Genomic DNA, 19518 nt, shown 5'->3' with positions numbered 1-19518 from the left:
GAGCGACCACTGCGCCAACGCGGTGTCGGCGATACACCCACTGACGGGCCGGATTCGAGTCTTCTCGGTTCATATTTTAATACGGCTTAAATTCCAAATTTCAGCAGTAGCTCCCTCCTAATCGGCCGAATCTGAGTATCTAGCCGCTCCATACTTACCCGTATTCCGACCGTTCAGCATCACAAGAGTATGGCAACTCCTGACAAGAACAGACAAACTGATCACCAAGACGGTGAGGAAGCAGTCCGAGCGGACGGCTCGGGGTCCACGGAGTTGGTCCCGACGACCGGTTCCGAAGCGGTGGCCGAGCGGACGAGCGAACTCCCCGTTGCGGTCTCGGACCGTATCGTGTACGGGCCTCCCGACGACGAAGACGCCCGCGACGCGGACGAAGAACGGCCTGAGACCCTCCGCGAGGCGGTCATCCGCGAGGTGAAGGCGTACTTCGCTAGTATCGACGCGGAGACGGCCTTTGCGCCCGCCCCGGACGACGCGTTCATCGAAGAGCAGTTCTTCGACTTCTCGTTCCTCGACGGGACTGAAACCATCGAGCACTACTGGGTGAACAAACCGTTCGCGTTCGTCTCCCTCTTGTACGACGAGTCGAACCGAGAGTACCAGTACCACGTGAGCGAACCGATACTCGACAACTTCGAGTCGTTCGTCCGCGACGACCTGACGAAGATTCTCCGAAACAGCCTGTTGTACCGCGACCTCGACACCGACGGCGACCGCGAAGACCTCTTCGACGAGGAAGCGCGCGAAATCATCTCCGAACACGCCGCGACGGTCGAAGAAGGCTCACTCTGGAAATTATACTACTATCTCTTCCGCGATTTCATCCACTACGGCCGTATCGACCCGCTGATGCGCGACCCCGCAATCGAGGATATTTCGTGTGACGGCGACGACGTGCCGGTCTACATCTTCCACGGCGTCTACCGCGACATGCCGACGAACGTCGTCTTCGACGACGGCGACCTCTCGTCGTTCACCATTCGCCTTGCACAGCGCGCAGGCAAGCAGGTGACGGTCTCTGACCCGCTCGTCGATGCCAGCCTTCCGGACGGCTCTCGCATCCAGTTGACGCTCGGGTCCGACATCGCCACCCGAGGGTCGAATTTTACCATCCGGAAGTTCTCCGACGTGCCGCTGTCGCCGGTCGATCTCGTGCGCTGGAACACCTTCAGCGTCGAGCAGATGGCGTACTTCTGGCTCGCCATCGAGAACAACCGGTCGCTCGTCTTCGCGGGCGGGACGGGGTCGGGCAAGACCACCTCGATGAACGCCATCTCGTTTTTCGTCCCCGGCCACGCGAAAGTGGTCTCCATCGAGGACACGCGCGAAATCACGCTCCCGCACGACAACTGGGTTCAGTCGGTTACCCGCGACACGTTCACCGCCGACGGCCGCGGCGAGGTCTCGATGTACGCGCTCTTGCAGGCCGCGCTCAGACAGCGCCCCGAGTACCTGCTTGTCGGTGAGATTCGCACTGAAGAGCGCGTCGCACTGACGTTCTTCCATTCCATCGCTACGGGCCACACCGCGTACACGACGTTCCACGCCGACTCCGCCCAAGGCGTGGTTCACCGGATGCGCAACGAACCGCTCGGCGTCCCCGCACAGATGCTGTCGGACCTCGACATCATCTCGGTGCAAAAACAGATTCACCTCGACGGCGACCGGACCCGCAGAAACATCGGTGTCACGGAAATCGTCGGCGTCGATGAAGACGGCGAGGTCGAACTCCGCGACGTCTTCAAACGGGACCCCGGCACCGACACGCACGAGCAACTCGCCGACTCCGCCGTGCTCGGTGAAATCGCGGACGAACGCGGTTGGACCAAAGCCGAACTACAGTACGAACTCGACGTTCGCGCCGACGTGCTTCGCTACATTGCCGCCGCCGGAATCGACGACTACCGGCAAGTTGCGGCGATGATTCGACGCTTCGAACGTGACCGCGAGGGGCTTCTCGCGCACGTCTACGCGGAGACCTCGGTCGTCCCCGTTGACGACGACGCCGACGCTGACGACGCTGACGGAGACGCCAGCGACAGCCACGAGCGCAGTGCCGACCGTGACGACTCCCAAGACGGGAAACACGGCGACAGCACCGCCGAACTCGACGACGACGAAATCGAAGTCTCGGCCGAGACCGAGCGGCAACTCGCTGAGCTGTTCGACATCGACTTGGACGACGACTCGGCCGCTGACCCGGGTGACGGGTACGGCGACCTCGCCGACGTTAATGGCCACACTGCGGAGGGGGACGCCGACGCGTCCGCCGATGATGCGATGACCGGCGGCGCTACGATTGACGATGCTTCGACTGACGACGCTGTGGCTAACGGCTCAGTGACCGACGACGCCGAGACTGAAAGACGATCGGAGGACGACGATGTCCGCTGATTCCTCCGCGTCGATTCCGCTCCCCGACTACGAGGTCGAGCAGTACTTCCCGCGGGAGTATCTCGACGAATCGCCCGAGGAGATAGCGCGCCTCCGCAAGCGCTACGGCTACGTTCGAACGTACTTCAAGCGCCATCCGTCGGGTCACCGCGACCTCCAGCGGTGGCTGAACCAGACGCGCGTCGGGACGACCTACGACCGCTATCTCACCCAGTCGGTCACACTGTCGCTCATCACCGCCGCGATTGGCGCGCTCGTCGGCGTCGCTCTCACGTTCGTTCTCGCCCAAGCGGGCGCGTTAGCGGCCGCTTCTAGCCCGGTGAACTTCGGCGTCGCAAACGGCGTCCTCGCGGCCCTCGCGCCCTACAAGGCCTTCATTGTTGGCGGCATCTTGGCCCTGCTCTTCGGCGGACTGTTCGGTGCTGGGACCTACTACGCCCGCTACTACATCCCCAAGAGTCGCGCGAAGATGCGCGGCCGGAGTATCGACATCCTCCTGCCGCACGCCATCATCTACATGTACGCCCTCAGCCACGGCGGCATGAGCTTCCTCGAAGTCATCCGCTCGATGGCTGACGCCTCCGACTACGGCGAAGTGTCCCACGAGTTCGAGCTTATCGCCCGCGACATGGAACTGTTCGGAAACGACCTGTTTACGGCGCTTCGAAACTCGCGGAACCTCACCCCTTCGATGAACTTCGAGCAGTTCCTCGACGACCTGCTTTCGGTCCTCGACTCCGGTGGCGACGTCACCGCGTTCTTAGACCGCGAGTCGTCAACCTACCTCGAAGAAGCGCGCGACGAGCAGGAAGACTTCATCGAGACGCTGTCGATGCTCTCCGAGGTGTTCGTCGCGGCGTTCGTCGCCGCCCCACTTCTCCTCATCGTCACGCTGATGGTCATCAGTTTCCTCGGCGGGAACACGCTCGTCCAACTGTACGCGCTGAACTACCTCATCTTCCCGCTCGGGATGGCGCTGTTCTTGCTTCTTATCGACGTGCTCTCGTCGCCGTACACGCAGGACACAGTCGAGACGGAACACGACGTAACCGTCCTCCAGGAGATTCGCACGGTCATCACCGACTTCGTCGGCGTCATGCGCCGCGAGATTCAACGCGCCCGCGAAGCGCGCTGGAGCGACGAAAAACTCGCTTCCGACGGCGGCTACGTCGATGCTCGACTCGACGACTACCGCCGCGCCAACGTCGTGTACGACCTTCGAACACTCATCGGTGACCCGATGGACATCATGCGACGCCAGCCGTATCTCTCGGCCGTCATCACGGTCCCCATCGCGCTCGCCGCGCCCGTCGCCGCCGTCGCACTCGGGCTGGCGACGCCGACTGTTGACGCCATGCTTGCGAATCCGTACAACACGACGGTCTGGCTCGTGGTCGTCCCCTTCGGCATCGTCACGATTCCGCTCATGGTCTTCCACGAGCTTCGAATCCGACGCGAACGCACCCTCGAACGGCGTTTCCCCGACACCCTCAACCTACTTTCGAGCGCCAACCAGATGGGTATCTCGCTGGTCGAGGCGCTCGCGCTCGTCTCCCGCTGGTCGAGCGGCGCGCTCGCGGACGAACTCCGCGCGCTCCGCAACGACATCCGCTGGAATCACGACGCCCACGCGGCGCTTATGGCCTTCGCCACCCGCCTGAAGGTTCCGCAACTTTCGCGGGTCGTCCGGCTCATCGCCAGCGGCGGCCAGACCAGCGGCGACCTCTCGCGTGTGCTTAGTGTCGCCGCCGAAGACACGCGCAACCGATACAAACTCGAAAAGTCCCGCCGCCGCGCGATGGGGTCGTACATCGCTATCGTCGTCATCGGCTACTTCGTGTACCTGTTCGTCATCTTGATGCTCGGCGCGAGTTATCTCGGCCCGCTCGCCGAGATGTCCACCCCGCAGGCCGGCGCGGCCGGACAGGAACTCCCGATGGGAATCTCGGCGGTCCCACTTGCCAACTTCCACTTGGTGTTTTTCCACTCCGCGCTCATTCAGGCGGTCGGGAGCGGACTCCTCGCCGGCAAACTCGCCGACAACAGCGCCCTCAGCGGCCTCAAATACGCCCTCGGGCTGGCCGCGTTGGCGCTCGTCGCCTTCGCACTGGTGTAACGTCATGTCACAACACTCCCCTCCCAAACGGTACCTGTCGCCCCTTCGGCGCGTATCGCCCGAGTCACTCGCGGGCCTCGTCCGCGGTCGCTCGAACTCTCGCCGCGACACCACGGGCGGAACTCGGCTCCGCGGCGACTCCCGCGGTACGTCGGCCATCCTCGGCACGATGCTCGCGTTCGCCCTCGTGGTCTCCCTCATCGCCATGGTGCAGGTCTCGGCGGTCCCCGCGTGGAACAAACAGACCGAGTTCGAACACCTCACCGCGGTCGAGTCCGACTTCGCCGCGTTCGACGAGAGCGTCTCGAAGGCGACCGACGGTCGGCAAACGCGTGCGACTATCGACGCCGGTGTGAACTACCCGACTCGCGCGTTGTTCGTCTCGCCCGGCTCCGGGTCCGGTAGTCTGAAAACGACCGATTCCGCCACGGCGAGTATCTCCAACGCGGTTGCGACCGGCGAGACTGGCACCTACTGGGACGGGTCGGAACACACCTTCGACACACAGCAGTTCCGCTACCACCCGGACTACCGCTACCTCGACAGCGAGCCCGCGCTCGTCCACGAAGGCTCCGCCCAGTACACCGCCTACGCCAGCAGTGAAGTCGGCGCGACACAGTCGCTTATCGACGGCCAGAAAGTTTCGCTCGTCTTCCTCGAAGGCGACATCGACACCGCGACGAGCGAGGCGAGAACGTTCAGTGTCACCCCGGTGAGCGCCGGAACGGACTACATCACCGTCACCGACACGGGGACGCCGATTACCATCTCCGTGCCGACGCGCCTCTCGGAAGACACGTGGCGGTCGATGCTCGCCGACGAACCGAACGTCCGGAGCATCTCCTATGCGGACGGGACGGACTACAACACGCTGACCGTCGAACTCGAACCCGGAAAGACGTACGACTTGCGTCTCTCTCGCGTCGGTATCGACGTGCCCGGGTCGCAATCCCAGCCAGCCTACATCGTCGATGTCGAAGGCGACAACGCCGTCGTCCCGCCGGGTGCGACCCACCGCGTCGTCGTCGAAGTCCGCGACGCGCAGAACAACCCCGTGTCCAACGCGGTCGTCAAGGCGAGTCCCGGACTGACCGCCGAAAGCGGGCGCGTCGAAGCGCGCGACACCGGCGCAATCTCGACGACGACCGACGCCGACGGTCGCGCGACCTTCACCTACGCCGCCACGAGCAGTCTCGACGGCGTCGTCACAGACCAGTTCGACATCGTCGTCGAGGACAGTTCGGGAACCAACGTTGACCGCGTGACCTTCGACGTGCACCTCCGCGAAGGCGGCATCACCGACCCAATCCGCGGGCTCGTCGCGGCCGTCGATGACCCCGGATTCGTCTACGCAGACGTGAACGGAAACGGCGAGTTCGACGGTGCCGACTACCGCGTGTACGACACCGGAAGCGGCGACGACGTAGTCTACGACGCCGGTTCCGACAGGCTCGTCGTCCCGCCGAGCGTCGGTCCCATCGTCGCCGACGGCGACATCACGCTCGAAGGCGACGGCGTCTCGCTCCACGTCGATGCCGTCACGACCGGGTCGAACAGCGACCTCACGGTCGATGGCAACTCCGGGACCGTCGAGGCCGTCGGCGTGGCGCTCACCGCGGTCAAGGGAGACGACATCGAAGTGACCGGTGACGAAATCGACCTCTCGGGCGCGTCCATCAATCAGGGCGACAAGGGCGACGTCATCGTCTCGGCGGACGGCGACATCGACATCGACAACGCCGGCATCACCGCAATCGAGTCCAACCAAGAGATTTCCATCGAATCGACCGACGGCTTCGTCAGCGCGCGAAGCGCCGACATCAGCGGCAACGGTGACGTGACAATCGCGGGCGAAGACGGCGTTGACCTGATGGGTGCCGCCGTGTCCGGCGTCAAGGATAACCGCGGCCTGCACGTCGAATCCGCGACCGGCGGCGTCAACCTCAACGGCGTCGTCATCCTCGGCGACGGGGGCGTCGAAATCGACGCCGAAGCCGACATCTACGTCGTCGGTGCCAACATCGCCTCCTCGAAGGGGAGCAACAACGCCAACGTCGTCATCACGTCCGATTCCGGGATGGTAAGCGGCCGCCAGCCAGCCATCTCCGCGAAACGGGACATCACCATCACCGCGGCGACGCGCATCTACCTACCCGATTCGTCGATCGAAGACCGGGACAGCCCCGAACTGAATGCACCAATCGTGGAGGTCTGAATCATGACACAACGCACCCCGACCGACCGCGGCGTCTCCGAAATCGTCAGCGTTATCCTCGCGTTCGGACTCGTCGTCTCGGTCGTTGCGATGGTCCAACTCGCGGGAACGCCCGTCTGGACCGCCGGCGACGAAGCGGACCACAGCGCCAGCGTCTCGTCCGACCTCACGTCGCTCGACGCCGAAATATTCCGCGCCTCGGGCTTGGACTCTGACGGCCGCGTCGCCGTCGATACCGGCGTCTCGTACCCCGAACGGTACCTCGTGGTCTCACCACCGGACAGAACCGGCACGTTCCGCGCCGACGGTGCCGACTCGGTCACGCTTACCGGCGTCTCGGCAAGCGGTCCCGAATCGGTCTTCTGGAACGGCTCGACCCAGACGTACACGACGAACGCAATCGTCTACCACCCCGACTACGCCGAACGCGACGAGGCGAAGTTGTTCATCGAAAGCGGCGTCTCGTACCTCGAAGACGACGGCAACACAGTCGTCCAGCGCCAGTCGCTCGTCAGCGGAACCACCGTCACGCTCGTCTTCTTCGAAGGCGGTCTCGACGGTCACACGACCGCGGGCGAGACGGTTTCGCTCGCACCGGTCTCGGTTCGCTCGGAGTCGCTTCCGGTCTACAACGCGACCGACCCGATACGCATCTCGGTGCCGACGTCCCTGCCCGAAGACGCGTGGGCCGACCTCATGGCCGACGAACCCCACGCACAGGTCGCCTCGTACACGCCGAGCGGTGACCACGCGCTCGTCACCATCCAACTCGACGCCGGTGTCCAGTACGACTTCCGCATCGCCCGACTCGGCGTCGGCGAGGCGCTCGACCCCGACCCGGCGACCTACGCCGTCGCGGTTCAGGGCGAAGACTCGGCGGTTCCCGCCGGCGGCAGTGAAACTCTCGTCGTCCGCGCATTCGACCGATACGGTGCACCCGTCGCCGGTGCGAGGTTGACGGCGCAATCGACGACGCCCCTCGGCGGCACCGTGACGCCACTTGACGGCGGGTCGGCCGTCACCGACGAATCGGGCCGCGCCCAGTTCACGTACACCGCTCCTGACGGCATCACCAACATCGAGTCGGACACCGTCACCATCGCGCTCGACGGCGCAAACGGTCCCGGTTCGACGGTGACTATCCCGCTCGAAGTCCGCGGGTTCGAAAACAGCTACAACGTCAGAAACGTCGATGACGTGACGCCGACGCCGAGTCCGGACCCGACGCCCGACCCTGACCCGACGCCCGCGCCAACACCCGAGCCAGACCCGACGCCTGCCCCCGAAGACGACTCCGCTCCGGTCAACGAAGACGACTTCGTCATCGACGACGGGTCCGTTGTCACCGCTGTAGACTTCAACGGCGACTTCGAACTGCTCGGAAGCGCCATCAAGAGCGGCAACAGAGACGTTCCCGTCGAAGTGACGTTCGTCGTCGGCGACGACACTCACTCGCCTGCGGGATGGGAGAACGTCAACGACGGCCAAAAGCGGTCGTTCAGCGCGGCCGGAAACGCCGGGGATGGTGTCCATATCGTCGCGTCCGCCGACGGCTACGTCACGGCGGACTCGTCGGTCGACCACGGACAGGTCGCCGTCCTTCGAAACGGTGACCCAGTCCCCGAAATCAAAGGGTACAACGGTCAAGACGACGCCGAAGAGTTCGTCGAGCCGTATATCAGCGAGGACGGACAGACGATGGCACTGGACGACAACCAGGCCATTTTCCTGTTCGAACTCGGGACGACGAATCAATGGAGCAGAGCGTACGACCTCCAGGACGCGGTTATCCTCGTCACGCTCTGGGAAGACGACGGCACCAACAATTCCACCGATTCGAACTAGCCTCGGGAAGTAGACCTGAACTGCACTCCTGAACAGTCCAGCCACCGGCCACAACCGGTGTTTTTTGCTCCGTCTCGTTTCAGTGCTCCATTCGGCTCACTCGGTGTTGCCACTCCGCTTCGCCTCATTCCGTGCTGTCACCCTTTCCGTGCCGCACCGCTTGTCGTGACTCGAACGCCGCCGATACGACATCTTCCGAGATAGTCGTGACACTATGTCACAATCTTGTTGTCGGTGGCCGTTCCATCTATTGGGATGGAAGCACGGCGCGTCAAAGGTGGTCTTCTCGCCGTCATCGGCTTCGTTCTCTCCCCGCTTTCGTGGTGGAACGACCTCGTCGTCAACCTGCCACTCGCCTACGCGTTCGGAGTCGCCGTGAGCCTCATCTCGCGGCAGTGGTTCCTCCCCGGTGTCATCGCGGGGTACTGGCTGACGAACGTCGTCGGCTTCGTGTTGCTCCACAAGGGTGCTGTCGATGCGATCTCGTCGGAGGCCGAACCGTACACGACCGGCCGTCTCGCCAAGGATTTCTTCATCTCGGTCGGCTATACGGTTCTCGTCGTCCTGCTCGTCTGGTACGGACTGCTCAGCGTTCCCGAGGAGATTCTGGCGGCGCTCGGCCGGTGAGTGCTACCGAGAAGAACGATGCGATACCCAATCGGGCCTGCGTATCACCCGCCGCTCCCGGCCCGTCTTCGACGCTCCCGACTCGTCTTTAAACACTCCTGAGTATCGAATTCAGGTCGAAAAAATAGACTGCGTGGTGTTTCAGACCTCGGTCTCGTTCGTCTCTGACTCGTTCGTTTCGTTCGTCGGCGGCACCTCAGTCGGCGGCGTGACCGTCACGTTCGTCGGTGGCTCTTCGGTCGGCGGTTCGACGTCACCGATAGTTACGTACGCGTCGTCGGTGACGGGCGTCCCGTTCATCGTGTACGGACCGTCTTCGGTCCCGTTGGACGTGAGGAAGTCGAGCATCTGGTTGTCGTTGGTGTCGAGGTGCGCCTGCGCGGTGAGCATCGTGCTCTCGTTCAGCGGTTCGGCGAGCGACACCGTGACGTTCGTCTGCTCGCCCGGTTCGAGGTACTCGGTCGCACCGAGGACCGACCCGTTCTTGTCGAGAATCGCGATGTAGCCGCCGTCTGAGAGGTTCGCGTGCGCGACGGTCACCGCCGTTCCGTCCGTGGTTTGGTTCTCGAAGGTAACCGAGGCCGTTGGCTCGGCGGGTGTGGGTGCTTCGCCCACGGTAATCGTGGCGAGTTCGCCGCGGTCGCGCGTCTCGACGCCGTGGATGTAGGTTCCGTCTTCGAGTCCGGTCGTGTTGACGTCGAACGAGATGGTCTCCGTCTCGTTCGGGTTCAGCGCCCACCCGGTGCGGACGACGACGTCACCTTCGAGTCGGAACTCGACGCACTGAATCATCGGCGCGTCGTTCGGGTTGGTGATGTCGGCCATGACCGTTATCTGGTCACCCGATTCGACGGCTGACGGTGCGGAGAGGTTCGATACCTCGAACGACTCGTAACTCTCGTTGGCTGGATACGTACAGTGCTTCGACTGCATCTGGCTGTGTGCCTGTGCGTGCGGACCTTCGACCGCGGAAGTCGTCGGCTGTGCGACCGCCTGGGTGGCGCTCCCAGTCGCCGCGAGACCGATGCCTGCCGCCGACGCCGTGACGATGGCGACGACGACGAGAACTCCCGCAATTCGTGCTCGTGTATTCATGTGTCTGCGATGATACTCTACTTGAGCAGAGGACAAAAAGTGACGAGATAGTTTTAGAAACTTCGTGACTCGACTATCAACTTACCTGATGGTGTACGGGGTTAGTCGGTCACTGAATCGGATACGGTGGGCATTCTGACCAGTTTTTCGGCGACAGTCAGCTCGGCGTGATATTTCACACGAGACTATTCTATTTAATTGTCAGAATAGGACGTTAGGTGCCGGTTTAGACCGAGAATTATCTCAAAAATATTATTTTCCTGATATAGAAACGGTCGGTGGAGTGTGGTAGTTTGTGAACCCGGACTCTTTCGTTCACTCTCGGCGGGCGGCGCGATTCGTAGACGGGAGTGGTGCCTTTCGTTTGCGTGACAGTCGAAGGCCTCGACGCTCATTCATCGTGTTCTTACTGGATTGTCCTTGGTCTACCCGGTAGACAGTCCCGTCGCTTCGTCTCTTTCAATTGCGCCAAGAGAATTGATGGGTTGGGGCAGATTCGAACCTTGGTCACTCCTTCCAGTCGCTCCCGAGTTCGAAGCGCCCGTGGCCACGTTCGATTCCACGAACTCCTCGCTCCGCTCACTCTGTTCGCTATCGCTCGTCGTTGCGAGAAATCAGAAAATGGGTTGGGGCAGATTCGAACTGCCGACCTGCTCCGTGTGAAGGAGCCGTCATAACCTAGCTAGACCACCAACCCGGCTCCGATTTCTGGTTTTCCGCGCCGCCAATTAAGACTTACGTTGTGCCCCGATTAGGGGCAGAAAGCAGGCCTACTGCTCCGGTTGGCGCACGCGCCGGCGGACGCGCCGAACTGCCCGTCTGCTCTGTGTGGCCGCCCGGCGAGCACCGTGTTCGACCCGCTCCCGAGGCGTCTGCGGCTCCGGTTTCTCGGTGTCAACTTCGCGTCCGAGCGCTTCCAGCAACTGACGTCGGAGCGGGGCCGTCTCCTCGACGACACCGGTGTACAGGTGTTCCAGTCCACGGCGGAAGTAGTATCTCGCGTCGGTGAAGTGTCGGTTCATACCAGATATAGCCGGGAGAACGAGAAAACAATCATGCTAATTGGTACCGTGCATCAATTTCCGGCGAAGGAGCGATACACTTTTGTAATTCTTAGGCGTACCTAAAACTGGGAACACCGACCACCGCGAGGTTGTCGGCCCCAGTTAGCGTCTGGCCCTCCGGGGCGGCGATACCGTGGGCACGATTCGTCCGTCCTGGACTCTCTATCCTTCGTGAGCGTCTGTGCCGTCGGTACAGTTAGTACGTCGGCGACTCCTCGGGCACACCGTCGCGTTTGTTGACCAGTCGCGCGTAGACGAAAAGCGCGTCCGAAAGCCGGTTGAGATAAGCGACGACGTCGGCGTTGACGCGTTCTTCGGCGGCGAGCGAGACGGCACGGCGTTCCGCACGGCGGGAGACGGTTCGGGCGTGGTGGAGTTTCGCGCCGGTTTCGCTCCCGCCGGGGAGAATAAACGACGTAAGCGGGTCGAGTTCTTCGTCTGCCGTGTCGATGTTCGCTTCGAGCGTCTCGACGTGCGATTCGCGTATCTTCGGGTCGTCGTCGTCGGGGTCGGGGTTTGCGAGGTCCGCCTGCACGATGTGGAGGTGGTTCTGTATCGTTTCGAGAACTTCGTCCACGTCGTCGTAGCCGGTCGGGCGGACGGTCCCAACGAGAGCGTTTACTTCGTCTACGGTGCCGTACGCCTCGATTCGGTGGCTCGTTTTCGACACGCGGGTCATATCCCGCAGGTCGGTCATTCCCTCGTCGCCGCGGCCGGTGTAGACTTTCATTGTGCGAGTGTCCGGTTGATATACTGGAGGATGTTTTCGCTTTCGGGCATCGTCACACCCTGTTCGTCATCGACGAGAACGGGAACACCACGCTGGCCGCTTACTCGTTTTACCTCGTCGCGCTCGGAGTGAAGCGCATCGACCCAGTGTGTCTCGTAGTCCACCCCGGCGGTCGAAAGCGCGTCGTGGACCGCCTCGCAATACGGACAGCCATCCAAGGCGTACAACTCGATTCCCATGTACCGACGTTGGGCACGCCCCGGGAAAGAGATTTGCACCGCCTGCGCGCTCCGCCCTGGCCTAAATTAGACTAGTCTAAACAAGAACTTAGAACAGCAAATATATATGATGGGTATCGCCTATCCATAATCACGATGGATGATAAAAGTCGCTTGACGAACGCAGTTGTTTCACGTAGAACACTTCTCACTGCGGGCGCCGGTCTCGCCACCACCGGTTTCGCTGGCTGTCTCGGTGGTTCGAGCACCGTCAGTAGTGGGAACTCGGATTCCGGACGCGATTCTGACTCCGGCTCCGACTCTGACTCCGAAAGCGGTCCTGTCGCCGTCGCATCCTTCTTCAGTTTCTACGACTTCGCTCGAAAAATCGCAAAAGACACCCCGGTCACGGTGAAGAACCTCATCCCGACGGGACTCCACGGTCACGGCTGGGAACCCGACGCGAGCGTCACACGCGACATCATCGAGGCGGACGCGTTCATCCACGTCGGCAAGGACTTCCAGCCGTGGGCCGACCGCGCGATTCAGACCCTGAAAGACGACGACGTCGATACGCAACTCATCAACGTCCGCGAGGGCGTCGAACTCGTCGAACTCGCGGCTAGTCTCGACAGAGACGAAGAAGGCGTCGGCGAGGGCCGCGGCAAGGACCCGCACTTCTGGCTCGACCCACAGCGCGCGAAGACGTCCGTCGATAACATCACCGACGGCTTGGTCGAACTCGCACCCGACCACGAGGACACGTTCCGCGAGAACGCATCGGCCTACAAGTCCGACGTGCTCGAACGCATCGACCAAGATTACCAAGACATCTTCGACAGGGCATCCCGAAAAGTCGTCCAACTGGCCGCCCACAACGCGTTCCAGTACATCGGCGTCCGGTACGGCGTCGAGATGCGCCCGCTCGTCGTCAACCTCGCCGCCAGCGGCGACGTCAAGCCATCGGACATCACGGAAGCAAAGCACGTCATCGACGAAAACGACATCAAGTACATCGGTGCCGGCGTCTTCGAGACGCGAAAGCCTGCGAAACAGTTGATCGCCGAGACCGAAGTGGAGGCGTACTACCCCGTGACCCCGTACGCGGGCGTCCGCAAGGACTGGGTCGAGAACAACTGGGGCTACGAGGAAATCGCGTACAAAATCAACATGCCCACCTTCGAAGTCGTCCTCGGCAACAAGTCCCCGTCTGAGGTGGGCTACGACGGCTGGGACGACGAATGGAGGAACTTCGAATGAGCGTCCTGACCGACGAAGAACACGACGACGCGGAACTCGACTCGAAGTCGAGCGAAGACGCCGACTCGACGCCGGCAGACCCGCTCGTCGAACTGTCGGACGTCGAGTTCGGCTACACCGCCGCGCCGGTCGTCGAAGATATCTCGATTCGGATCACGCCCGGTGAGTACGTCGCTATCGTCGGCCCGAACGGGTCAGGGAAATCCACGCTGATGAAGCTCATCCTTGGCTTGCTCCGCCCTGACGAGGGGTCTGCGACGCTCTTCGGCGAGCCATCGCACTCGTTCGACGACGGCGCTCGAATCGGGTACGTCGCCCAGCACGCGAGCGCCTCGAAGGAGATGCCCATCACGGTGCGCGAAGTCGTGAAGATGGGGCGATTCCCACACGTCGGCTTCGGAATCCTCTCGGCCGAAGACCACGAAATCGTGGATGAAGCGCTCGCTACGGTCGGCATGTCAGATTTCGCTAACCGACGCGTGACCCAACTCTCAGGTGGCCAGCGCCAGCGTGCGTTCATCGCCCGCGCGCTCGCCGGAGAAGCCGACCTCCTCGTCTTGGACGAGCCGACCGTCGGCGTTGACGCCGAGTCCGTCGATGCGTTCTACGACCTGCTCGAATCGCTCAACGACGAGGGCATCACCATCCTCCTCATCGAACACGACCTCGGCGCAGTCACCGACCACGCTGAGCGCATCATCTGTCTCAACCGCGAAGTCTACTTCGACGGGCCGACCGACGACTTCGTCGAGAGCGACGCGCTCGCGCGGGCGTTCGGGACGGCCGCGACGGTCATGGGTGATATCTGATGCACGTCGAACTGTTTGCCCTGTTACAGGCCGGACCCTTAGATGCGGTTCTCGCGCCGTTCTACTGGCTCCTCTCGCTTTGGTCGAAGGCGATGTTCGGCCTGTACGACGCGACTGGATTGGAGTTCCTCCAGTACCAGTTCATGCACCGCGCCATCCTCGTCGGACTCTGTATCGGCGTGATGGCTCCCCTCATCGGAACGTTCCTCGTCCACCGACAGCTCGCGCTCATCGGCGACGCACTAGCACACACTGCCTTCGCCGGCGTCGCCGTCGGCCTGTTCCTCAACGGCGTGTTCAGCCTCGGCGTCTCGCCGTATCTAACCGCCGTCGTCGTCGCCGTCATCGCGGCGCTCCTCATCGAACTCATCTCCGAGGCGACCGACGCCTACAACGACGTGTCGATGGCAATCGTCCTCTCGACCGGGTTCGCGCTGGGGACGGTGCTCATCAGCCTCAACGCGGGCGGTCTCGCAGTCGGCATCAACCAGTATCTCTTCGGGAACCTCTCGACGGTCTCCGCCGAGAACGCGGCTATCCTCCTCGTTCTCTTCGGCATCATCGTCGCAACGATTGCGCTCACTCGAAACCAACTGCTCTACGTCACCTTCGACGAAACCGCGGCCGCGGTCTCCGGTATCTCGGTCACGTGGTACAACCGCGTGATGGTCATGCTCACCGCGCTAGTCGTCGTCGGTGCGATGCAGATTATGGGCGTCATCCTCGTCGCCGCGATGCTCGTCGTCCCCGTCGCGGGCGCGGCGCAGGTCTCGAAGAGTTTCACCCAGTCGCTTCTGGTCTCCGTGGTCCTCGCTGAACTCGCGGTTCTCCTCGGAATCGGCCTGTCGTACTACGGCGGCGCAACCGCCGGGGGCGTTATCGTCCTCGTCGCGGTCGCCATCTACACCGTCTCCGTCATCGCCGGCAAACTACAGGAACGCGCGAGCGACGATTCCGTCCCCGAACTGGGAAGCATCGACTCCAGCGACGCGTAACTAGTCACTAATTCTATTACTACGCATCGACGGCGTATTCGCGCCTGTCGTCGCCTTCATCGCTGTCGCTCCGACGGTATCGCTCAGACACACAAGGTTGACGTGCCGGCACTTCCGTTTTGGTACGACCCGGAGGGTGAGTTATACGAACAGCGGGCGAGAGCGATAACGAACGAACTCGACCGAATCGTCCGGTGACATCGACGTTCGTCTCGGGGTTGTGCGATAGACAGTAAAGAGAGCCAGACAATACGTGGGAATCGTTGGTGACTGCTGTCTTCCCCAGCGTGTCTCAGCTCAGCTCAGGTCAGCTTGCTCGAACCGCCGATAGCCCCAGATGAGTGGCAATGTGCCGAGCAGAATGAGCACGAGGAGGCCGAACAGGTTCGGGAAGAGACCAACGTCTTGCTTGGGAGGGCCGAATACTGTGACTAGCCACTCTTGCCCAAGATAATACGTAGTGGATGGGTTGAGCCGACCTGTGTAGCGGACCCATGTGGGAAGTACTGAAGACCCAAGAGCGAAAAAGCGGTCGTTCGCAAACTCACCCGTGAAAAGGAACTTCCGGTGAACAAGAGCGACGAAAGCGGGTACACCACTGCTGACCAGACTCCGCCGATGGTGCTGAAACACAAATACGTGGCACCGATGATACCTAGTGCTCGGTACCGAGAGGTAACCGCCGCGGAGATTCACGCGCGACCGGACCTTCAATCGAGTACTGCAAGTCCGACGAGACCGACGATTTGAACGCTAAGCATAATTAGGACCGTGAATACACCACGCGGTTCGACGGTGTACCCTCGGTGAGCCAGTTCCGTTTGGAGGAGAAGGCTCACCACGCCACCGAAAGCGAGAAACAGTACGGAGAGTAACTGTGCCCGCCGTGGGTGATTCCACGCGTCCACGTCGAAGGTGAGCAAGCGCGCTTTGATCTTCGTGAGTGTATCCGTCATCGCTTCGTACGGGAGTTTGGTTGCTCGTACAATAGAATTGCCGACACTTCTGCGGTATTCGTCATTGGAACAGTAGAAACACCCCTCTATCGGGCACCTGTCGAGTTTTCAGTTCAGGACTGAATTTCATATCGCACTATTTGATTTATCACGCTGTTAAACACCCGCTGACGAACCAATATCTTCAACAACGACCCCGACAGAAACCGGGTATGAGCGACCTCGAAATCGAACGCGAATGCCCGGGTTGCGGTAACGACACGTTCTACCTCGCCGCCAGCATGCTCGTTCACCTCGGTAAGAAGACCAAGTGGCACTGCACCGAGTGCGACTACGGCTACATCCACATCACCGACGACGTGGAGACCTACGCCAACGCCGAAGCGTAACCGCCGAAAAAGAGATTTTTCGTTATTCGTCCTGTTCGAGCGCCTGCCACGAAAGACGTGGGTCCCGGGCCGCGGACACCTGGTCGATGCGGCGAGCGCTCGTCTTCGAGGGCGCAGATTCGAGCACCTCGTCGGCGTCAGCGTACGCGGCGTTGAACGCGTGTGCGAGGTCGTCTAAGGACGCCTTATCCTCGACTTCCGTGGGTTCTGTGAGCATCGCCTGCGAGACGAGTTCGGGCCACTTCGTCGTCGGCGGGTGGACGCCGTAGTCGAGCATGCGCTTTGCGACGTCGGCGGCGTCTCTGTCGCCGGCGGTCGCCGCGAACTCGTGGTGGAACGGTCCATACGGAACCTCCAAATCGACCTGCGAGGCGAGGTAGTTAGCGTTCAACACAGCCTTGGCGCTGGAGTCGGCGAGACCGCTGTCACCCAGGCGAGCGATGTAGGCGTACGCCTTGACGAGCACCAACCAGTTGCCGGTGAAGCCGTGAACCTTGCCGATGGACGATTCGGGTTCGTACTGCTCGTAGCCAGAGGCGGTTTCGCGGACCATCGGACTCGGCAGGAACTCGGTGAGGTCTTCGACGACGCCGACTGGGCCGGCACCGGGACCGCCGCCGCCGTGCGGCGTGGCGAACGTCTTGTGGACGTTGTAGTGCATGATGTCGAAGCCCATGTCTCCGGGGCGAGCGCGGCCTAAGAGGGCGTTGAGGTTCGCGCCGTCGTAGTAGAGCAGGCCGCCCGCGCCGTGGACCATCTCGGCGATTTCGATGATGTCGCGCTCGAACAGACCGAGCGTGTTCGGATTCGTGAGCATGAGTGCCGCCGTCTCCTCGGAGATAGCGGCGTCGAGCGCTTCCATATCGACGCGGCCGTCGTCGTCCGAGGGGAGTTCGACCACGTCGTAACCGGCCATCGCGGCGGACGCGAAGTTCGTCCCGTGGGCCGACGAGGGGATGATAATCTCCGAGCGGTCATCGTTTCGGGACTCGTGGTACGCTTTTGCGACGAGGATTCCCGTGAACTCGCCCGCGGCACCCGCCGGTGGTTGGAGCGTCACGGCGTCCATTCCACCGATGTCGGCGAGGTGCTCCTGAAGTCCGTGGAGCAAGCCGAGTGTTCCCTGAATCGTTCGGTCGGAGCGGTCGGGGTGAACGGCGGCGTTGGGGTCGGCCGCGACATCCTCGGTGAACGAGGGGTTGTACTTCATCGTACACGACCCGAGCGGGTACGGCCCGAGCTCGACGCTGTAGTTCATCTGCGACAGGCGCGTGTAGTGACGCGCCAGTTGCGGCTCCGAAAGCCCAGGGAGCGTGAGTTCGTCGCGGGTGAGGTCGTCGGGGAGGACGCCCTCCGAATCGACCTCGACGGTGGTGCTGTCCTTTTCGGACAGAAGCGGCTCGTACACGTCGTCGCGGCTGAATCGGGCTTGGTCGAAGTTCATCAGACTACCTCCTCGAAGGCCGCGACCAGTTCGTCCGCGGCGTCGGCGTTCACGTCGGTGATACAGACTTGGATGTGGTGGTCGTCGAGGGCGTGCACCGCGAAGCCACGCCCCGCGAGGTCGTTCGTGATCGCGGGTGCGGGTTGGTCGGTTCGGACGACGAACTCACGGAAGTGGTAGCGGTCGTAAATCGGCGCCTTCACGCCCGAGAGGTCGTCGAGGCGGCCTGCAAGCTCGCGCGCGTCGGTGACGGCGTCCGTAGCGAGATCGACGAGGCGGTCCGGGCCGAGCCACGCCATGTGCATGGCGGTTCGAAGCGCAACCCACGCCTGATTCGTACAGATGTTCGAGGTTGCACGCTCCTTGCGGATGTGCTGTTCGCGGGTCTGGAGCGTCAGGGTAAAGGCTCGCTTCTCTGCGGCGTCTTCCGACGCGCCGACGAGTCGGCCCGGAACCTGCCGCAGGTACTCCTCGCGGGTGGCGAAGATACCGAGACCCATCCCGTAGGCCGTCCCGAGACCAAGCGCGCCGGCTTCGCCGACGACGACGTCGGCACCGACGCTCGCGGGTTCTTCGAGGAGCGCTAGCGCGACGAGGTCGCTTCCGAGACAAAACAGCGCGTCGTTCTCGTGGGCGAGGTCGCCGATATCCGCGAGTCGCTCTTCGATGACGCCGCGGACGGTTGGACTCTCGGCGTAGACCATCACGGTTTCGTCGTCTACGAGGTCCGTAAGCGCGTCCACGTCGGCCGCGCCGTCGTCCATCGGGTATGAGCCGATTTCCATGTCCGAGCCGCCGAGGTAGTTTTCGAGGACGCCGAGGCGACCGTCTTGGATGTGTGCTGGGACGAGCACGCGGTGGCCGCTCGCGCCGCGCCGAAGCCGGTTTGCGAGAAGCGCGGCCTCTGCGAGGGCGGTCGCGGCGTCGTACATCGAGCAGTTCGCAACCGGCAGGCCGGTGAGTTCGACCAGCATCGACTGGTACTCGAAGAGCACCTGCAGGAATCCCTGCGTGACCTCTGGCTGGTACTGCGTGTAGGAGGTCAGGAACTCCGAGCGACGGGAGAGGTCGGAGACGAGCGCCGGCACGTAGTGAGCGTGGTGGCCGCGACCGAGGAACTCGGTCAAGTCCTCGTTGCGGGCGAAGAGGTCCGAAAGCGACTGTCGAAGCGCTTTCTCGTCCATGCCGTCGATGCCAAACTCGCCATCGAAGCGGACTTCTTCGGGTATATCGAAGAGCGATTCGACGCTTTCGACGCCGATTGCGTCTAGCATCGCGGCTTCGTCGGCGTCGGTGTGTGGAGCGTACGGGCTTCCGGCCCGCCGTCCGTTTCCAGCCGTCAT

General features: G+C 62.4%; 16 protein-coding genes and 1 tRNA gene. 9 read left to right on the top strand and 8 right to left on the bottom strand.

Annotated elements, in window-relative coordinates:
- The first annotated feature begins 189 nt into the window (after window positions 1-189).
- From C440_RS03475 to C440_RS03455, 5 genes are all read left to right on the top strand, one after another.
- Complete coding sequence (locus C440_RS03475) at window positions 190-2412, top strand: type II/IV secretion system ATPase subunit (protein WP_008318302.1); 2223 nt, start codon at window positions 190-192, stop codon at window positions 2410-2412.
- Window positions 2402-4528 (top strand): type II secretion system F family protein, encoded by a 2127-nt coding sequence (locus C440_RS03470; RefSeq protein WP_008318300.1) that lies wholly within the window; start codon window positions 2402-2404, stop codon window positions 4526-4528. Before C440_RS03475 ends, C440_RS03470 begins: the two co-directional genes overlap by 11 nt.
- 4 nt (window positions 4529-4532) lie before the next feature.
- Window positions 4533-6743: a hypothetical protein gene (locus C440_RS03465; RefSeq protein ID WP_008318298.1), complete on the top strand. Its 2211-nt coding sequence runs from the start codon at window positions 4533-4535 to the stop codon at window positions 6741-6743.
- 3 nt (window positions 6744-6746) lie between these two features.
- Window positions 6747-8588 carry an Ig-like domain-containing protein gene (locus C440_RS03460; RefSeq protein WP_008318296.1) on the top strand — a complete coding sequence of 614 codons (1842 nt, stop codon included), beginning with the start codon at window positions 6747-6749 and terminating at the stop codon, window positions 8586-8588.
- A 255-nt stretch (window positions 8589-8843) separates the two neighbouring features.
- Window positions 8844-9215, top strand: coding sequence for a hypothetical protein (locus C440_RS03455; RefSeq protein ID WP_008318294.1), 372 nt, complete (start codon window positions 8844-8846; stop codon window positions 9213-9215).
- A gap of 141 nt (window positions 9216-9356) precedes the next feature.
- On the opposite strand, the gene C440_RS03450 is transcribed toward C440_RS03455, so the two are convergent.
- From C440_RS03450 to C440_RS03430, 5 genes are all read right to left on the bottom strand, one after another.
- Window positions 9357-10310 (bottom strand): DUF7282 domain-containing protein, encoded by a 954-nt coding sequence (locus C440_RS03450; RefSeq protein WP_008318292.1) that lies wholly within the window; start codon window positions 10308-10310, stop codon window positions 9357-9359.
- A gap of 622 nt (window positions 10311-10932) precedes the next feature.
- Window positions 10933-11007, bottom strand: a tRNA-Val gene (locus tag C440_RS03445).
- A gap of 73 nt (window positions 11008-11080) precedes the next feature.
- The gene (locus C440_RS03440) at window positions 11081-11332 is read right to left on the bottom strand and encodes a Maf family protein (protein ID WP_008318290.1); all 252 of its coding nucleotides are present in this window, start codon (window positions 11330-11332) and stop codon (window positions 11081-11083) included.
- A gap of 238 nt (window positions 11333-11570) precedes the next feature.
- Window positions 11571-12104 carry a cob(I)yrinic acid a,c-diamide adenosyltransferase gene (locus tag C440_RS03435; protein ID WP_008318288.1) on the bottom strand — a complete coding sequence of 178 codons (534 nt, stop codon included), beginning with the start codon at window positions 12102-12104 and terminating at the stop codon, window positions 11571-11573.
- Window positions 12101-12343 (bottom strand): glutaredoxin family protein, encoded by a 243-nt coding sequence (locus C440_RS03430; RefSeq protein WP_008318286.1) that lies wholly within the window; start codon window positions 12341-12343, stop codon window positions 12101-12103. Before C440_RS03430 ends, C440_RS03435 begins: the two co-directional genes overlap by 4 nt.
- 135 nt (window positions 12344-12478) lie before the next feature.
- Between C440_RS03430 and C440_RS03425 the strand changes: the two genes are divergently transcribed.
- Genes C440_RS03425 through C440_RS03415 form a run of 3 tightly spaced genes read left to right on the top strand, consistent with a single transcriptional unit; the run spans window position 12479 to window position 15386 of the window.
- Window positions 12479-13582, top strand: a complete 1104-nt coding sequence (locus C440_RS03425; RefSeq protein WP_008318283.1) for a metal ABC transporter substrate-binding protein — start codon at window positions 12479-12481, stop codon at window positions 13580-13582.
- The gene (locus C440_RS03420; RefSeq protein ID WP_008318281.1) at window positions 13564-14391 is read left to right on the top strand and encodes a metal ABC transporter ATP-binding protein; all 828 of its coding nucleotides are present in this window, start codon (window positions 13564-13566) and stop codon (window positions 14389-14391) included. The genes C440_RS03425 and C440_RS03420 overlap by 19 nt, the downstream gene beginning before the upstream one ends.
- Window positions 14391-15386 (top strand): metal ABC transporter permease, encoded by a 996-nt coding sequence (locus tag C440_RS03415; RefSeq protein WP_008318279.1) that lies wholly within the window; start codon window positions 14391-14393, stop codon window positions 15384-15386. The genes C440_RS03420 and C440_RS03415 overlap by 1 nt, the downstream gene beginning before the upstream one ends.
- Window positions 15387-16096: 710 nt before the next feature.
- Here C440_RS03415 and C440_RS03405 read toward each other — a convergent pair.
- Window positions 16097-16342: a hypothetical protein gene (locus C440_RS03405; protein WP_008318275.1), complete on the bottom strand. Its 246-nt coding sequence runs from the start codon at window positions 16340-16342 to the stop codon at window positions 16097-16099.
- Between the two features lie 212 nt (window positions 16343-16554).
- Between C440_RS03405 and C440_RS17640 the strand changes: the two genes are divergently transcribed.
- The gene (locus tag C440_RS17640; RefSeq protein WP_008318273.1) at window positions 16555-16731 is read left to right on the top strand and encodes a DUF7838 family putative zinc beta-ribbon protein; all 177 of its coding nucleotides are present in this window, start codon (window positions 16555-16557) and stop codon (window positions 16729-16731) included.
- A 22-nt stretch (window positions 16732-16753) separates the two neighbouring features.
- Here C440_RS17640 and gcvPB read toward each other — a convergent pair whose 3' ends face one another.
- On the bottom strand, window positions 16754-18175 hold the full coding sequence (gene gcvPB / locus C440_RS03400) for an aminomethyl-transferring glycine dehydrogenase subunit GcvPB (RefSeq protein WP_008318271.1): 1422 nt from the start codon (window positions 18173-18175) through the stop codon (window positions 16754-16756).
- Window positions 18175-19518 carry an aminomethyl-transferring glycine dehydrogenase subunit GcvPA gene (gcvPA, locus tag C440_RS03395; RefSeq protein ID WP_008318269.1) on the bottom strand — a complete coding sequence of 448 codons (1344 nt, stop codon included), beginning with the start codon at window positions 19516-19518 and terminating at the stop codon, window positions 18175-18177. Before gcvPA ends, gcvPB begins: the two co-directional genes overlap by 1 nt.

It is taken from the genome of Haloferax mucosum ATCC BAA-1512 (genome assembly GCF_000337815.1).
Classification (GTDB): Archaea; Halobacteriota; Halobacteria; order Halobacteriales; family Haloferacaceae; genus Haloferax; species Haloferax mucosum.
The sequence above is the reverse complement of the archived record's forward strand: the minus strand, read 5'-3'. Positions and strand labels throughout refer to the sequence as shown.

Excerpts from the sequence above, each read along its gene's own strand:
- C440_RS03430 (WP_008318286.1), bottom strand. The coding sequence starts at position 12,343 with ATGGGAATCGAGTTGTACGCCTTGGATGGCTGTCCGTATTGCGAGGCG.
- C440_RS03465 (WP_008318298.1), top strand. The coding sequence starts at position 4,533 with ATGTCACAACACTCCCCTCCCAAACGGTACCTGTCGCCCCTTCGGCGC.
- C440_RS03455 (WP_008318294.1), top strand. The coding sequence starts at position 8,844 with ATGGAAGCACGGCGCGTCAAAGGTGGTCTTCTCGCCGTCATCGGCTTC.
- C440_RS03460 (WP_008318296.1), top strand. The coding sequence starts at position 6,747 with ATGACACAACGCACCCCGACCGACCGCGGCGTCTCCGAAATCGTCAGC.
- C440_RS03450 (WP_008318292.1), bottom strand. The coding sequence starts at position 10,310 with ATGAATACACGAGCACGAATTGCGGGAGTTCTCGTCGTCGTCGCCATC.
- C440_RS03435 (WP_008318288.1), bottom strand. The coding sequence starts at position 12,104 with ATGAAAGTCTACACCGGCCGCGGCGACGAGGGAATGACCGACCTGCGG.
- C440_RS03470 (WP_008318300.1), top strand. The coding sequence starts at position 2,402 with ATGTCCGCTGATTCCTCCGCGTCGATTCCGCTCCCCGACTACGAGGTC.
- gcvPA (WP_008318269.1), bottom strand. The coding sequence starts at position 19,518 with ATGACGGCTGGAAACGGACGGCGGGCCGGAAGCCCGTACGCTCCACAC.
- C440_RS03425 (WP_008318283.1), top strand. The coding sequence starts at position 12,479 with ATGGATGATAAAAGTCGCTTGACGAACGCAGTTGTTTCACGTAGAACA.
- C440_RS03405 (WP_008318275.1), bottom strand. The coding sequence starts at position 16,342 with ATGACGGATACACTCACGAAGATCAAAGCGCGCTTGCTCACCTTCGAC.
- gcvPB (WP_008318271.1), bottom strand. The coding sequence starts at position 18,175 with ATGAACTTCGACCAAGCCCGATTCAGCCGCGACGACGTGTACGAGCCG.
- C440_RS03420 (WP_008318281.1), top strand. The coding sequence starts at position 13,564 with ATGGAGGAACTTCGAATGAGCGTCCTGACCGACGAAGAACACGACGAC.
- C440_RS17640 (WP_008318273.1), top strand. The coding sequence starts at position 16,555 with ATGAGCGACCTCGAAATCGAACGCGAATGCCCGGGTTGCGGTAACGAC.
- C440_RS03475 (WP_008318302.1), top strand. The coding sequence starts at position 190 with ATGGCAACTCCTGACAAGAACAGACAAACTGATCACCAAGACGGTGAG.
- C440_RS03440 (WP_008318290.1), bottom strand. The coding sequence starts at position 11,332 with ATGAACCGACACTTCACCGACGCGAGATACTACTTCCGCCGTGGACTG.
- C440_RS03415 (WP_008318279.1), top strand. The coding sequence starts at position 14,391 with ATGCACGTCGAACTGTTTGCCCTGTTACAGGCCGGACCCTTAGATGCG.